This window comes from Rhodobacter sp. JA431 (assembly GCF_900217725.1).
GTDB lineage: Bacteria > Pseudomonadota > Alphaproteobacteria > Rhodobacterales > Rhodobacteraceae > Rhodobacter > Rhodobacter aestuarii.
The window spans coordinates 253,880-267,534 of record NZ_OBMP01000005.1 but is presented as its reverse complement, the minus strand read 5'-3'; the positions used below and the strand labels follow the sequence as shown (position 1 = coordinate 267,534).

The 13,655-nt window shown below is 62.9% G+C and carries 14 protein-coding genes and 1 tRNA gene; 9 read left to right on the top strand and 6 right to left on the bottom strand.

The features are described from left to right. Nucleotides 1-230 precede the first annotated feature (230 nt). The 5 genes from CRO18_RS12465 (at nt 231) to CRO18_RS12445 (ending at nt 2,031) form a co-directional block, all read left to right on the top strand. Nucleotides 231-449: a hypothetical protein gene (locus tag CRO18_RS12465; RefSeq protein ID WP_097082356.1), complete on the top strand. Its 219-nt coding sequence runs from the start codon at nt 231-233 to the stop codon at nt 447-449. Between the two features lie 174 nt (nt 450-623). Then, nucleotides 624-1,328, top strand: coding sequence for a hypothetical protein (locus CRO18_RS12460; protein ID WP_097082355.1), 705 nt, complete (start codon nt 624-626; stop codon nt 1,326-1,328). A gap of 10 nt (nt 1,329-1,338) precedes the next feature. Continuing rightward, complete coding sequence (locus tag CRO18_RS12455) at nt 1,339-1,614, top strand: DUF2312 domain-containing protein (protein WP_249276062.1); 276 nt, start codon at nt 1,339-1,341, stop codon at nt 1,612-1,614. Next, a complete protein-coding gene (locus tag CRO18_RS12450) occupies nt 1,614-1,814 on the top strand; it encodes a hypothetical protein (RefSeq protein WP_097082353.1) in 201 nt (66 codons plus the stop codon). Before CRO18_RS12455 ends, CRO18_RS12450 begins: the two co-directional genes overlap by 1 nt. 13 nt (nt 1,815-1,827) lie before the next feature. Next, nucleotides 1,828-2,031: a helix-turn-helix domain-containing protein gene (locus CRO18_RS12445; RefSeq protein ID WP_097082352.1), complete on the top strand. Its 204-nt coding sequence runs from the start codon at nt 1,828-1,830 to the stop codon at nt 2,029-2,031. Nucleotides 2,032-2,106: 75 nt separating this feature from the next. On the opposite strand, the gene CRO18_RS12440 is transcribed toward CRO18_RS12445, so the two are convergent. The 4 genes from CRO18_RS12440 to CRO18_RS12425 all read right to left on the bottom strand — a co-directional run bounded on the left by CRO18_RS12440 (nt 2,107) and on the right by CRO18_RS12425 (nt 5,715). Then, nucleotides 2,107-2,192: transfer RNA gene (locus CRO18_RS12440), tRNA-Leu, on the bottom strand. 48 nt (nt 2,193-2,240) lie between these two features. After that, a complete protein-coding gene (locus CRO18_RS12435; RefSeq protein WP_097082351.1) occupies nt 2,241-3,017 on the bottom strand; it encodes an enoyl-CoA hydratase-related protein in 777 nt (258 codons plus the stop codon). A 280-nt stretch (nt 3,018-3,297) separates the two neighbouring features. After that, entirely contained in the window at nt 3,298-3,750 is a 453-nt protein-coding gene (locus CRO18_RS12430; RefSeq protein WP_076483849.1) for a cytochrome c-type biogenesis protein, read from the bottom strand. A 3-nt stretch (nt 3,751-3,753) separates the two neighbouring features. Continuing rightward, nucleotides 3,754-5,715: a heme lyase CcmF/NrfE family subunit gene (locus CRO18_RS12425; RefSeq protein WP_097082350.1), complete on the bottom strand. Its 1,962-nt coding sequence runs from the start codon at nt 5,713-5,715 to the stop codon at nt 3,754-3,756. A gap of 327 nt (nt 5,716-6,042) precedes the next feature. On the opposite strand from CRO18_RS12425, the gene CRO18_RS12420 reads away from it, so the two are divergent. The 3 genes from CRO18_RS12420 (at nt 6,043) to CRO18_RS12410 (ending at nt 9,334) form a co-directional block, all read left to right on the top strand. Beyond that, the gene (locus tag CRO18_RS12420; RefSeq protein ID WP_097082349.1) at nt 6,043-7,224 is read left to right on the top strand and encodes an aspartate aminotransferase family protein; all 1,182 of its coding nucleotides are present in this window, start codon (nt 6,043-6,045) and stop codon (nt 7,222-7,224) included. Between the two features lie 69 nt (nt 7,225-7,293). Next, nucleotides 7,294-8,220, top strand: coding sequence for an ornithine carbamoyltransferase (argF, locus tag CRO18_RS12415; protein ID WP_097082348.1), 927 nt, complete (start codon nt 7,294-7,296; stop codon nt 8,218-8,220). A 175-nt stretch (nt 8,221-8,395) separates the two neighbouring features. After that, nucleotides 8,396-9,334, top strand: a complete 939-nt coding sequence (locus CRO18_RS12410; protein ID WP_097082347.1) for a class I SAM-dependent methyltransferase — start codon at nt 8,396-8,398, stop codon at nt 9,332-9,334. On the opposite strand, the gene hrpB is transcribed toward CRO18_RS12410, so the two are convergent. Beyond that, nucleotides 9,331-11,769, bottom strand: a complete 2,439-nt coding sequence (hrpB, locus tag CRO18_RS12405; protein ID WP_097082346.1) for an ATP-dependent helicase HrpB — start codon at nt 11,767-11,769, stop codon at nt 9,331-9,333. The genes CRO18_RS12410 and hrpB overlap by 4 nt on opposite strands. Nucleotides 11,770-11,776: 7 nt before the next feature. After that, the gene (locus CRO18_RS12400; protein WP_076483843.1) at nt 11,777-12,484 is read right to left on the bottom strand and encodes a DUF3108 domain-containing protein; all 708 of its coding nucleotides are present in this window, start codon (nt 12,482-12,484) and stop codon (nt 11,777-11,779) included. A gap of 152 nt (nt 12,485-12,636) precedes the next feature. Between CRO18_RS12400 and meaB the strand changes: the two genes are divergently transcribed. Next, nucleotides 12,637-13,620: a methylmalonyl Co-A mutase-associated GTPase MeaB gene (meaB, locus tag CRO18_RS12395; protein ID WP_097082394.1), complete on the top strand. Its 984-nt coding sequence runs from the start codon at nt 12,637-12,639 to the stop codon at nt 13,618-13,620. The last annotated feature ends 35 nt before the right edge of the window (nt 13,621-13,655 follow it).

The following is a 13,655-nucleotide window of genomic DNA, read 5'->3' as shown; positions in this document are numbered from 1 at the left end:
CGCCAGCCTCAAATGGGGATTAACCGCAGCTTTGCGGCGCCGTGTCGCAATTGCCTAGGCATCCACGCCGCCATGTGGACATTTGTCCACATTTTTATTGACGCGGACTTTTGTCCACTGTAGCGTCCCTCTCGCAGGCCACTACGGCCACGGAGGAATAGCCTATGTGGGTCCAGGACAACACTCGAGCGATCCTATCCTGCGCGCGCCGAAGGACTGCCGCCACTCACGTGCGGCGTGGTGAGCCCCGCTTCCTGTATTTACGGGGTGGGCTCACCGCGCCGCATCAACGCTCGCTATCGGCCCCGGCCTTCATCGCGCTGAGCATCGTCACGCTGGTGCTGGCCAACGCCGCCCTGCGCACCGCGCTAGAGCTGCGCACGATGCTCGATCCGAAATTCTGCGCCCCGGCCAATGCCGCTGCGCCCCTGCTTCCTGAGTGCCGCTGAAACCCGGGCACGTTCACTGGCCCGGATGCGCAAGCGACACCGCATCCGGGCACTTTTTCAGGAAACCCGCCATTCCCCGCGCGCGCATTCTCTCATCCCTGCGCGGGGCCAACGCTGCGGCGCGCGACCTCCCCACCCACGCGCCGCAGCACTCCCAACACACCAGAGGCTCGCATGACCTTCCCACAGCGCATAGAAACCATTGACCCGGAACTCGGCGAAGTGCTGCGCCGCGATGACGGTGTCCGCGAAATCGACTGGCACGATCCCATCGCGCGCGGCTGGTTCCTCGGCCACCTCGTGCGCGCGATCCACAACGGCCTCGCTGTGAAGATCACGCCGCTCGAAGGCCCGCGGGCGGGGTCAGTGCGCTCGATAGGCGGCGGGGCAGGGGCCGGCCAAGAGACCCGCTGGCACTGGTATGCCGGCACGGATGCGGAAGCCTATCCAATCGGCCCTTGCGCCAGCCGTGAGGAGGCGCTGGCCGCAGCGGTGGGGCATGACAGCTTTGAAGACCCCAGCGGCGGCACCCCGGTCGCAGCGATCTACATTGTCGAAGCGCGCACGCACGATCTGCGGATCGCAGACTTCATTGCCACCGAGCAAATGCTCGAACTGGTCGAGGAAGCCCCGCCCAATCTCTTCCACCTCCACGAAGACGATGAAGGCCCGTTCTTCGATGCGACCGAAGCGCAACAGGCCGATCTGCTCGCCCGCCTGCGCCAAGCCTGTGACGACTGGCAAAACGCCCACGGGCTGACCTTCACCACGCACACCTTTGCCGAAACCCGCAACGAGGAGCTGGTGCAAATCGCGCCATCGCCCGTGAGCAAAACAAGCGACCAAAGCGGTCTTCGTAAGGAAAATGCCCATGCTTGACCAATTGCCGATGAAGGAAACCCAGGCTGACAAAGATGTGCGCGATCGCGTCTACAACGTCGCCGCCGAGGAGCTGCGCCAGTTCATCGAACAATACGAACACCTCGAAGCCGAGAAGAAAGACATTACCGAGCAGCAGAAAGACGTGATGGCCGAGGCCAAGGCGCGCGGCTACGACACCAAGGTGATGAAGAAGATCATCGCCTTGCGCAAACGCGACAAGAACGACGTCGCCGAAGAAGAGGCGATCATGGACATTTATAAATCCGCGTTGGGGATGGTGTGATGCTGGACGCCGCCATTGGCATTGCCCTCATAACGCTCGGCGTGCTTGGTCTAGCCTTCATCTTCCACTTCGCCGAAGCCGCCGAGGAAGAGGAAACCAACGGCCTCGGCGTCGCCATCGCTGCCACGATCCTGCCGATCCTCTACGCCTCAAGCGCGATCATCTGCGTTGGCGTGGCGCTGGCGTTCAACTTGATCTGAGGGGAGGCCACCCATGACCAAGCATGACCGCCAGCCGCTTCGCCCGCTGTGGGTGCGCGTCTCTGATGTGGGGCTGTGGTTCGGGGTTTCCCGCGCCACGGTTTACCGGGCAGCGGCGCGTGGCGAAATCACAATCTATAAACAGCGCGGGAGTCGCGTGCGCTCCGATGAGATGGACCGCTGGCTGAGCGGTGAGTGCGAACCTACCGCTAACTGACTGTGGGGCTAATTGTGGGGCTGAAAAAGTTAATTTTACAGTAAAGACGTAAAATCAAATGCTTACGAAAGTATTTGGTGCGGGCGGCCGGACTCGAACCGGCATGGAGTTACCTCCCAGGGAGTTTAAGTCCCATGCGTCTACCATTCCGCCACGCCCGCGTGCGCCTTGCCTAGCGCGCAAGGCGCGCGGGGGCAAGTCTATCGGGCTTACTTGCCCCGGAAGGCGGGGGCGCGTTTGTCCAAGAAGGCTTGAACCCCTTCGCGGAAATCCTCCGTCTCGCCCAAGGCGCCTTGGAGTTTTGCCTCCAAAGCCAATTGCGCGGGCAGATCATGGTCAAAGCTTGCGCGCAGAGCCTGTTTCACGGCTTTGAACGCTTCGGTCGGGCCTTGCGCCAGATGCATCGCACGGGCGCGCCAATGGTGTTCAAAATCCACATCGGGCACGGCTTCCCAGATCATCCCCATCCGCGCGGCCTCTTCGGCGCTGATCTTTTCGGCAAAAAGCGCCAAGCCCATCGCGCGGGCGAGCCCCACTTGGCGCGGCAACGCCCAAGTGCCGCCTGCATCGGGCATCAGGCCAATCCGGGTGAAGGCTTGCATGAAGGCGGCGGAATGGGTGGCAATCACCACATCCGCGCATAGTGCAAGGTTCGCCCCCGCGCCCGCTGCCGCGCCATTCACCGCGGCCATAACCGGAACCGGGCATTCGGTCACAGCGGCGAGCATCGGCTCATATTCTTCGCGCAAAATTCGCTCAAGATTCGGGCCGGTTAGGGCTGCCCCATCGCCCAGATCTTGGCCCGAACAAAAGGCGCGGCCTGTGCCCGTCAGCACCACCGCGCGGGCCTCGCCCGCCGCTTGTGTCAGCGCTTGGGTGATTTCGGTGCGCATTTGGGTGTTGAGCGCATTCATCACCTCGGGGCGGTCAAGCGTAATCACCGCAAGCGCCTCGGTTAGGTCATAGCGGATCGTTTCAAACTGCATTGGCGGCGCCTCCCTTTGCGGCCAGTTTGCCCCGGCTGAGGGACGCGGCAAAGCAAAACCCCGCGTCACGGTGAAGGCGCAGCATGAGGGCGGGCTTTAGAAAAAAGCCTATGCCCGGAGCAGCCGCGCGAGCGGCCCGGGCAGCGCCCGACCGCCCCCTCGGGCGGGCGCTTTGCAATGGCAGTGCTCAACACGGGCGTCCGCAGACCTTGCACCATAAAGCGCGAAAGACCTATGGCAGACGCCCACCCGGCGGTCGGGCGCCGCCCTCAGGTCTTTCTTAGTCCTGCAACAGCTCTTTCAGCCGCGCCTCTTCCTCGGCACTCAGCGCCACCGCGGCAGGCATTTCTTCCTTGCGGCGTGACCGCAGCCAGAAGAACACGCCGCCCAAGGCGATGATCAACACCCCCGGCCCCATCCAGTAAAGGATCAGGTTCGCCCCGGTGCGTTCGGGTTCAAAGAGCACATATTCCCCAAACCGGTCCTTGATATAGTCGATCACTTGGCTGTCGCTATCACCCGCCACCAGCCGGTCGCGCACCGCCAGCCGCAGATCGCGCGAGACCGAAGCGTTCGATTCGTCGATATTTTCGCCTTGGCAAACCGGACAGCGCAGCACTTGGGAAATTTGCCGTGCGCGCGCCTCAAGCGCGGCATCGGGCAAAACCTCATCGGGCTGCACCGCATAGGCAGGCGCGGCGAGCAGACACAGCAGAAGAAGGCGTTTGAGCATGGCTTACTCCGCAGGAACAGCGTTGATAGGGGCTGTTTTACGCGCCCCCGCCGCCACACGATAGCGCCGATCGGTGAGGCTAAGCAGCCCACCGAAGGACATGATCAGACAGCCCGCCCAAATCCAGTTTGCGAAGGGCTTGATATAGGTGCGCACCGCCCAGCCACCGCCGTCTTGCGGATCGCCAATCACCAGATAAATATCACGCCAGAAGCCATTGTCGATATCGGCCTCGGTCGTGGGCATGGCTTGCACGGGGTAGATGCGTTTTTCCGGGTGCAGCGTGGTGACAAGCTTGTCTCCGACCCGCACTTCCATCGTTGCGCGTTGCGCGCTGAAGTTCGGCCCCGGCACGGTTTCGACGCCCACAAGGGTGATTTCATAGCCTGCAACGGTGAAATGATCGCCCGCTTTCGCGACGCGAATATCTTCAACCTGACCGGCCATCAAAAGCCCGATCCCGGCGATCACAATACCCAAGCCGCCGTGTGCGAGCGCCTTGCCCCAATCGGCGCGCGGCAGGCGCGCGATGCGGGCGGGCGTGCGGCCCGCGCGCTGCCAAATCTCGGCCAGCGCACCAAACACAAGCCACGATCCCAAACCCGCCGAGGCGAGCGCCAGCACCGGGCGGCCCGTTGCCATCGTCCAAACCAGTGCCATTACCGCAAGCGACAAGATCGCAGCAGGCAGCAGCGGGCGGATGAGCTTAGAAAGGTTCGCCCGTTTCCACGGCATCATCGCGCCAATCGGCAAAAGCAGCGCCAAAGCGACCATGAACGGGGTGAAAGCCTTTTCAAAGAACGGCGCCCCGACCGAAAGCTTGCGGTCCCAGAACAGTTCCGCCACCAGCGGCCAAACGGTGCCGGTAAAGACAACCAGCGCCGAAACGGCGAGCAGGATGTTGTTCATCACCAGCGCAGATTCGCGGCTGACCATCGAAAAGATGCCCTTGGCCTGCATCTCGCCCGCGCGGGCGGCATAAAGCGTCAGCGCACCGCCAGTGAAGAACGCGAGGATGAAAAGGATGAACACCCCCCGCTCCGGATCATTGGCGAAGCTATGCACCGAGGAAATGACGCCCGAGCGCACCAAGAACGTGCCAATCAGGCTGAAGCCAAAGGCCATGATGGCAAGCAAGACGGTCCAGCTTTTCAGCGCCTCGCGCTTTTCAACGACAATGGCAGAATGGAGCAGCGCTGCCGCTAAAAGCCACGGCATGAAGGACGCGTTCTCGACCGGGTCCCAAAACCAGAAACCGCCCCAGCCAAGCTCATAATAGGCCCACCAAGAGCCAAGCGCGATGCCGATGGTCAGAAAAATCCACGCCGCCAGCGTCCATGGCCGCACCCAGCGCGCCCATGCGGCATCCACCCGCCCCTCAATCAGCGCGGCCACAGCGAAGGAAAACGCCATGCTGAGCCCCACATAGCCGAGGTAAAGGAACGGCGGATGGAAGGCGAGGCCGGGGTCTTGCAGCAGCGGGTTCATGTCGCGCCCGTTAAAGGGCACATCAATGATCCGGGTGAACGGGTTTGAGGTGAAGATGATAAAGGCCAAAAAGGCGAGCCCGATCGAGCCTTGAACAGACAGCACGCGCGCGCGCAGCCGTTCGGGCAAAGCCCCGCCAAAAGCCGCCGCCGCCGCGCCAAAGATCGCCAAGATCATCACCCACAAAAGCATCGAGCCTTCGTGGTTGCCCCAAACGCCCGAGACTTTGTAGAGCATCGGCTTATCGGTATGCGAATTGGCATAGACCAATTGCAGCGAGAAATCCGAGGTCACAAAGGCATAGGTCAGCGCCGCAAAGGCCGTGGCAATCAGCAAAAACTGCGCAAGCGCCGCGGGCGCGGCGACCGCCATCCAGCCACTCCAGCCCTTTTGCGCGCCAATTAAGGGCACGGTGGTTTGCACCAGCGCCACAAACAGCGCGAGGATCAGAGCAAAGTGCCCAGTTTCGACGATCATCCAGCGGGTCCTCCTCAAGTCGGGCGGATCATAGGGGCGCACGCGGCCTGGGCCAAGCGGGATGCGCATTTTCAATGCACCTTTCGCAAAAGCGTGAAGAGCCCGAGCAATTGCTTTGACAGCCGCATCTGTCAGCGCTAAGCGCAATGCATGATCACTCGGACCGCATATATCGCCCGTTCGCGACGTCGCCGCTTTAGCGTCTGACGTCTGATCTGCCGTGGCGTGCTGCCACATCCTTCCACAAAACCGTCCCCTTTGGCCCGAAGCCGTTGACAGCGCGCCTGCGCCGTTGCACCCCTTGGCCTTCCTTTTTCGGAGCTTGACATGATCGCTTCCATCTTGCCGACCTATTCGCGTGCGCCCCTTGCCTTTGTGAAGGGCGAAGGCTCTTGGCTCGAAACGGCGGATGGGAGCCGATATTTGGATTTGGGCGCGGGGATCGCGGTCAATGCTTTGGGCCACGCTGCGCCCGAACTTGTGGCCACGCTGACCGAGCAAGCGGGCAAGCTTTGGCACGTCTCGAACCTCTACCAAATTCCCGAACAGCAAAAGCTTGCGGATCTTTTGGTCGCGAACACCTTTGCAGATACGGTCTTTTTCACCAATTCGGGCACCGAAGCCTGTGAGCTCGCCGTGAAGATGGTGCGCAAATATTGGTATGAGAAAGGCGCACCCGAGCGGGTGGAGATTTTGACCTTTGCGGGCGCGTTCCATGGTCGGTCTTCTGCGGCCATTGCGGCGGCTGGGTCAGAAAAAATGGTCAAAGGCTTTGGCCCGCTGCTTGAGGGTTTTGTGCATCTGCCGTGGGATGACATTGAGGCGGTGAAAGCCGCCATCACCGAAAACACCGCCGCGATTATGATTGAACCGATCCAAGGTGAGGGCGGCATCCGCCCGGCCTCGGATGCGTTCCTCAAAGCACTGCGCGAGATTTGCGATGAAACCGGCACGCTTTTGGTCTTTGACGAGGTGCAATGCGGCGTGGCCCGCACGGGCAAACTTTTCGCGCATGAATGGGCGGGGGTGACGCCGGATGTGATGATGGTCGCCAAAGGCATTGGCGGCGGCTTCCCGCTGGGTGCGGTGCTGGCAACCGAAAACGCGGCCTCTGGCATGACGGCGGGCACGCATGGCTCCACCTATGGCGGCAACCCGCTGGGCTGCGCGATTGGCGCGAAGGTGATGGAAATCGTCACCGCAGAAGGTTTCATGGAAGAGGTCAGCCGTAAGGCCGCCTTTTTGCGCCAGCGGCTGGAAGGTCTGGTGGCTGCGCATCCTGACATTTTCACCGAAGTGCGGGGCCAAGGTCTGATGCTCGGGCTCAAATGCAAACCTGCCCCGGTGGAGCTGGTGCAGGCGGCCTATGCGCAAAATCTGCTGACCGTGCCTGCGGCGGATAATGTGCTGCGGCTTTTGCCCGCGCTTACCATTTCTGAAGACGACATGGCCGAAGCAGTGCGCCGCCTCGACGCGGCTGCTTTGGCGCTCGAATCCAACCCGGCCTAACTGCGACTGGCCCCAAAAGACCTCGGGAGCCCGGGGGAGACCCCCGGCCATTCCGAAAGGACAAAACAAATGACCCATTTCCTTGATATCCACACCACCGATCCGGCCGAATTGCGCGCGATGATCGACAGTGCCCGCGCGATGAAAGACGCCCGCCAAGGGCGCCCGAAAGGCGCGCCCGATGATGACAAGCCGCTCGATGGCTGCATGGTGGCGCTGATCTTTGAAAAGCCCTCGACCCGGACCCGCGTGTCTTTTGACGTGGGCGTGCGCCAGATGGGCGGGCAGACGATGGTGCTCTCTGGCTCGGATATGCAATTGGGGCACGGCGAAACCATCGCCGATACCGCCCGCGTGCTGTCGCGCTATGTGGACCTGATCATGATCCGCACGTTTGAGGAAGAAACGCTGCTCGAGATGGCGGAATATGCCTCGGTCCCGGTGATCAACGGGCTCACAAACCGCACCCACCCCTGCCAGATCATGGCCGATATCATGACCTATGAAGAACATCGCGGCCCGATTGCCGGGCGCAAGGTGGTCTGGTCGGGCGACGGCAACAACGTCTGCGCCTCGTTCCTGCATGCGGCGGGGCAGTTTGGCTTTGATCTGACCTTCACCGGCCCGCAAACGCTCGACCCCGAACGCGAATGGATCGAATTCGCGCGCTCCAAAGGCGTGAATGTAGCGATTGAGCGGGATCCGGCAAAGGCGGTTGAAGGCGCCGATCTGATCGTCACCGATACTTGGGTCAGCATGCACGACCCGGAATCGGCCAAAGAGCGCCGCCACAACCAATTGCGCGCCTATCAGGTGAACGAGGCGCTGATGGCGAAAGCCAAACCCGATTGCCTGTTCATGCATTGCCTGCCCGCGCACCGCAATGACGAGGCCACAAGCGCGGTGATGGACGGCCCGCATTCGGTGATTTTCGACGAGGCCGAAAACCGTCTGCATGCGCAAAAAGCGATCATGCGCTGGGCCTTGGGCAAGTAAGCCAAACACCTTCAGCGGGGGGCGGTTCTGCCCCCCTTTTGCTATCCTTATCCTCTCTTGACGCAGCACGGGCGGCGGCGCTAATGGCGGCATTCCCTTTTGGTAGTCCCCACATGCGTCAGCCTCTGTCGTAGTCCCTTCCTGAACCCCGGTTTTCCCAGCGTTCAGGAGCATCATGTCCACGATCCAGTTTTCTTCCGGCGATTTGGTCGCCGACCGTCGCGCCGATTACGCCGAGGGGCTCTTGGCCTCTGGCGATGCGGTGGCCGCCGCCGATCTTTATACCCAAGCCTTGGCACTCGCCCCCGGTTGGGCGGCGGGCTGGTTCCGGCTTGGCGATATTCGCGCCGAACACGGTTTGCCCGAGGCTGCAGAGGCTTTTGCCGAAGCCTTGCGTTTGGACCCTGCAGACCAAATGGGCGCCGCGTTGCGGCTTGAGTTGCTCAACGCGCGGCCCGAGGCCGAAACCATGCCCTCGGCCTTTGTGGAAACACTGTTTGACCAATATGCGCCGCGCTTTGACCATGCGCTTGTGGACACGCTCGCCTATCGCGCCCCGCAATTGCTTGGGGCGCAGATCACCGGTCCGTTTGGCCGCGCGCTGGATTTGGGCTGTGGCACCGGGCTGATGGGGGCCGAGTTGCGCCCTTTGTGCGACTGGCTCGAGGGCTGGGATATTTCCGCGCAAATGCTGCATGAGGCCGGGGCGAAGGGCCTTTATGATGCGCTTTCAAAATGCGACCTCTCAGATTTGCCTGCGCCCGCCCAGCAGTGGGATTTGATCACCGCGGCGGATGTCTTTGCCTACCTTGGCGCGCTGGAACAGATCATCGCTTGGGTCGCGCTTGCCTTGGCACCGGCGGGGCGCTTTGCTTTCACGACCGAGGCGCATGAGGGGCCTGAACCGCTCGTTTTGCGTGAAAGCTGCCGCTATGCGCATGCGGAAACCTATTTGCGCGATCTGCTCACACAGGCGGGCTTTGCGGCACAGATCAGCCGGGCGGAATTGCGCCAAGATCGTGGGCAGCCGATCATCGGCTTTGTGGTCCATGCCGAACGCATCGGCTCGGCCGCGCGCCGTGAATCCGATGGGGAGGATATGGCGCTGGCTTAAGTGCCGCGGGGTTTTGCGCGCGTGGTCGGGTCCGCTTCGCGCGGGTTTTCGGGCCAAGGGTGGCGCGGGTAGCGCCCGCGCATTTCCTTGCGCACCTCGGCGTAAGAGCCATCCCAAAATCCCGGCAGGTCCATTGTGACCTGAATCGGTTTGTTGCCGGGCGAGAGCAGCGCAATCCGCAAAGGGTGGCGTTTTGGCCCCACGCTGGGGTGGATGGTGAGGCCATACATCTCGGGCAGTTTGACCTCGATCGTCGGCACCTCTGGGCCATAATCAATCGGCACGCGCCGCCCCAAGGGCGTTTCAAAATGGCCCGGCATGAGGCGGTCAAGCTCTGCCATCTGGCTCCAGTCAAGCTGGGCGCGCAGGGCCTCGGTCAGGTCAAGATTGCGCAGATCGGCTTCTGTCCGGGCGCGTTTGAGCCATGGCAGCAGCGCTTCGCCCGCAAGGAGCGCTTCATCAGACAAGTCAGGCAGATCGCCCCCATCGCCGCGCAAAATATCCACCCGCGCGCGAAACCGCGCCGCGCCGGGGCTGAGCGTCAGCCCGATTTGCCGCAACCCGTCGAGCGCACCACGCGCCAAAGCCTCTGGCGGGGCATCGGGCCAATGGCGGTCTTCCAGCACCAGCGCGCCAAAACGCTCTTGCTTGCGCGCCACCACGCGGCCTTCGCGCTTGGACCATGCGCAGACATCCTGCCAGCCGATCTGATCGCCATAAAGGCGGCGCAGCTCGGCATCGGCCAGCACCAAACCTTGGCGCACGCGGGCCTCGCGCGGATCGCCATCCAGATCAGAGGCGATGATCAGCCGGTGCTTGCCGAGTCCATCGGCCTCATCCACCACCGCGCCTTTACCGCCAGACAGCACATAACGTGCGGCATCGCCCTTGCGGCGCAGGCCGATCCGGTCGGGGTAGGCCAGCGCCAGCATCTCGGCGGGGCTGTAGCGCTCGGGCACGTCGCGCACCATCCGCGCAAGCCGCTTCGCCTCGGTCTTGATCCGCTCAATCGTGCCGCGATGAAGCTGGCCGGGGTGGTTCGCCTCATAGCGGCCCGGATCGCGGATCGCGGTGAGCCGCAGGCTTAGGTCTGCCGGGCCCCCCCGGATCGGGTCGCGCTCTTCCAAAAGCGCTGCCAAGGGCGCGGCCTCGGGGCCGGCGGTGACCAGCATATGCGCCAAGCGCGGGTGGACAGGCAGCGCAGCCAGCGCCTTGCCATGCGCGGTGATGCGCAGCCCATCGAGCGCACCAAGGCTTTGCAAAAGCGCGCGGGCTTCGGCCAAGGCGGGCGCAGGCGGCGGGGTTAAAAACGCCAAATCCGCGCCATCGCTGCCCCAACTGGCCAATTCTAACGCCAGACCCGCCAAATCGGCTACCGCCATTTCTGGCGGCGCAAAGGCAGGCAGCGCGCCTTCTTCGCCCTTGGTCCAAAGCCGGTAACAGGTGCCTTCCGCCACGCGTCCCGCGCGGCCCCGGCGCTGTTCGGCCTCCGCACGAGATACACGCTCCGTCACCAGCCGCGCCATGCCCGAGGCCGGGTCAAACCGCAGCCGCCGCGCGCGGCCCGCATCCACCACCACGCGAATATCTTCAATGGTCAGCGAAGTTTCGGCGATTGCTGTGGCCAGCACCACTTTGCGCCCCACCGCGCAAGGCGCGATTGCGGCGCGCTGGGCGGCAAAGTCCATCGCGCCAAAAAGCGGGCGCAGGGCAACGTCTTTGGGCAGACGGTCACGCAACAGCGCCTCAACCCGGCGAATCTCACCCTCGCCGGGCAAGAAGACCAGCACGCTGCCGGGGCTTTCTTCCAAAGCTTGGCTCACAAGCCCCGCCACGGCGGCCTCAAGCCGCATCCCTTGCGCAACCGGGCGCGGCAGCCAGCGGGTTTCCACCGGATAGGCGCGCCCCTCCGAGCGCAAGATCGGCGCCTCGTCCAAAAGCGCGGCCACCGGCGCGGCATCCAGCGTGGCCGACATCACCACCAGCGCCAAATCGGGGCGCAGCGCGCTGCGGGCCTCCCATGCAAGCGCAAGGCCCAAATCGGCATTGAGCGAACGCTCGTGAAATTCGTCAAAGATCACGCAGCCCACGCCCGACAGCTCTGGATCGGATTGCAGCATCCGGGTCAAAATGCCCTCGGTCACCACTTCGATCCGGGTGGTTTTGCAAAGCTTCGCTTCGCCGCGAATGCGGTAGCCAACCGTTTCCCCGACCTTTTCGCCCAAGGTCTGCGCCATCCGCTCGGCGGCGGTGCGCGCGGCCAAACGGCGTGGCTCCAGCATCAGGATACGGCCTGCCACCTGATCGAGCAGCGCAAGTGGCACACGGGTGGTTTTGCCCGCGCCGGGTGGCGCCATCAGCACAACACGGCCTGCCGCAACCAGCGTGCGGCACAGTTCGGGCAAAATGGCATCTATGGGCAGTTGGTCTTTCACCCGGCCCTTATCGCCGTTTCAGGCGGCCTTTGCCAAGGATCGTATCGGTGGAAATTTCCACCACCTGCAAGCGCTGCCCATCGGGCGTGGGCGCATAGGTCAGGGTGAAGGGGAAGCGGGTCTTTTCCGCCATGTCCTTGTCTGAAAAACCGGCCAAGCGGCGGTATTCGCCCGAACAGACCACGCCATCCCCCGCCGCCTGCGGGGACGAAAGCGCAACTTGCGAGCGTTTCGTGCCGTCAAACATGGTCACCTTGAGCTTGCAGGCCTCGTCCCGGTCGACATCGCGCAGCACGGCGTAAAGCGCGGTCAGCGGGTCGATCGTGCCGCCTTGTTTGGCGGGGTCCACATCGCTGCTGCGGGGGGTGCGGGGCGGCTCATGGATCACCGAAGAGGGCACGCCAGCGTTATAAATGACCGCGTTCTTGGAACGCGAATTGCCGCGCTGCGCGCTCACCGCTGTACTGCGCGGGCTGAAGCGTCCGCGTGAAAATGTCCCATCGGCGCTGGCATCGTAGCGGATTTTCTTGATCGCTCCGGCAAGGCCCGTGGTCTGCATCACCCCGCGCACGCCATAGCGATTGCCTTGGATTTTGCCATCAATCACCAATTCGCCTGCTTTGATCCCTTTGAGAACGACATCAAAAGCAATGTGATCGGTTTGATCTGCGGCAACCGGCTGCGCCAAAGCCCCGAGCAGCGCAAAGGTCGTCATTATGCGGAAAGGTCGGTTCATCGGTGCCCCTTTCATCGATGGCCTAGCCTCTGGACATACACCGCCTGAAAAGGGCATGAAACCGAAACAGTTCGATGACCCGATGACAGGCTTGTCAAAAGCCCGTGTATATGAAGGTGACCATGACGCTGATGACCGATCCCGCCGCCGAGCTTGCCCCCCGGATTTTGGCCGGAGAACGCAGAGCCTTGGCACGGGCGATCACCTTGGTGGAATCGGGGCGTGCCGATCACCGCGCCCAAGCAACCGCGCTTTTGGAGCGGCTTGCGAGCGCGGGCAAACAAGCCTTGCGGATCGGCCTTTCGGGCACGCCGGGTGTGGGGAAATCCACCTTCATCGAGAGCTTTGGCATGATGCTGGTGGGGCAGGGGCTTAAGGTCGCCGTTCTGGCGGTGGACCCGTCATCGGCGCGTTCGGGTGGTTCGATCTTGGGCGATAAAACGCGGATGGAGCGGCTTTCGCGCGAACCCAATGCCTTCATCCGCCCCTCACCCAGCCAAGCGCAATTGGGGGGCGTGGCGCGCCGCACCCGCGAGGCGGTGAGCCTGTGCGAAGCGGCGGGCTTTGACGTGGTGTTGATTGAAACCGTGGGTGTGGGGCAATCCGAAACGCTGGTGGCGGAGATGACCGACCTTTTCATTCTGCTGATGGCCCCTGCGGGGGGCGATGAATTGCAAGGCGTGAAGCGCGGCATCATGGAAATGGCCGATATGATTCTCGTCAACAAAGCGGATGGGGATCTGAAGCCCGCCGCTTTGCGCACGATGTCAGATTACGCAGGCGCGCTGCGGCTCTTGCGCAAACGCCCGCAAGACCCCGAAGGTTTCCCGAAAGCCGTTGCGGTCTCGGCCTTGGCGGAAGAGGGGCTGAAGGCCGCTTGGGAAGATATGGGCGCGCTGACCGCATGGCGCCGCGAGAACGGGCATTTTGACCGCCGCCGCGCCGAACAGGCCCGCCACTGGTTTGAAACCGAAGTGCGCGAGGGGCTTTTGGCCCGGCTGCAAAGCGACCCTGCGATTCGCGCGCAAATGCAGGCGCTTGGCTCCGCCGTGGCCGAGGGGCAAACCGCGCCCGCCGCCGCCGCCGCGGAAATGCTGGCAGCCCTACAACGCTGATTGCAAATGCAAAAAGCCCCGCCGAGGCGGGGCCT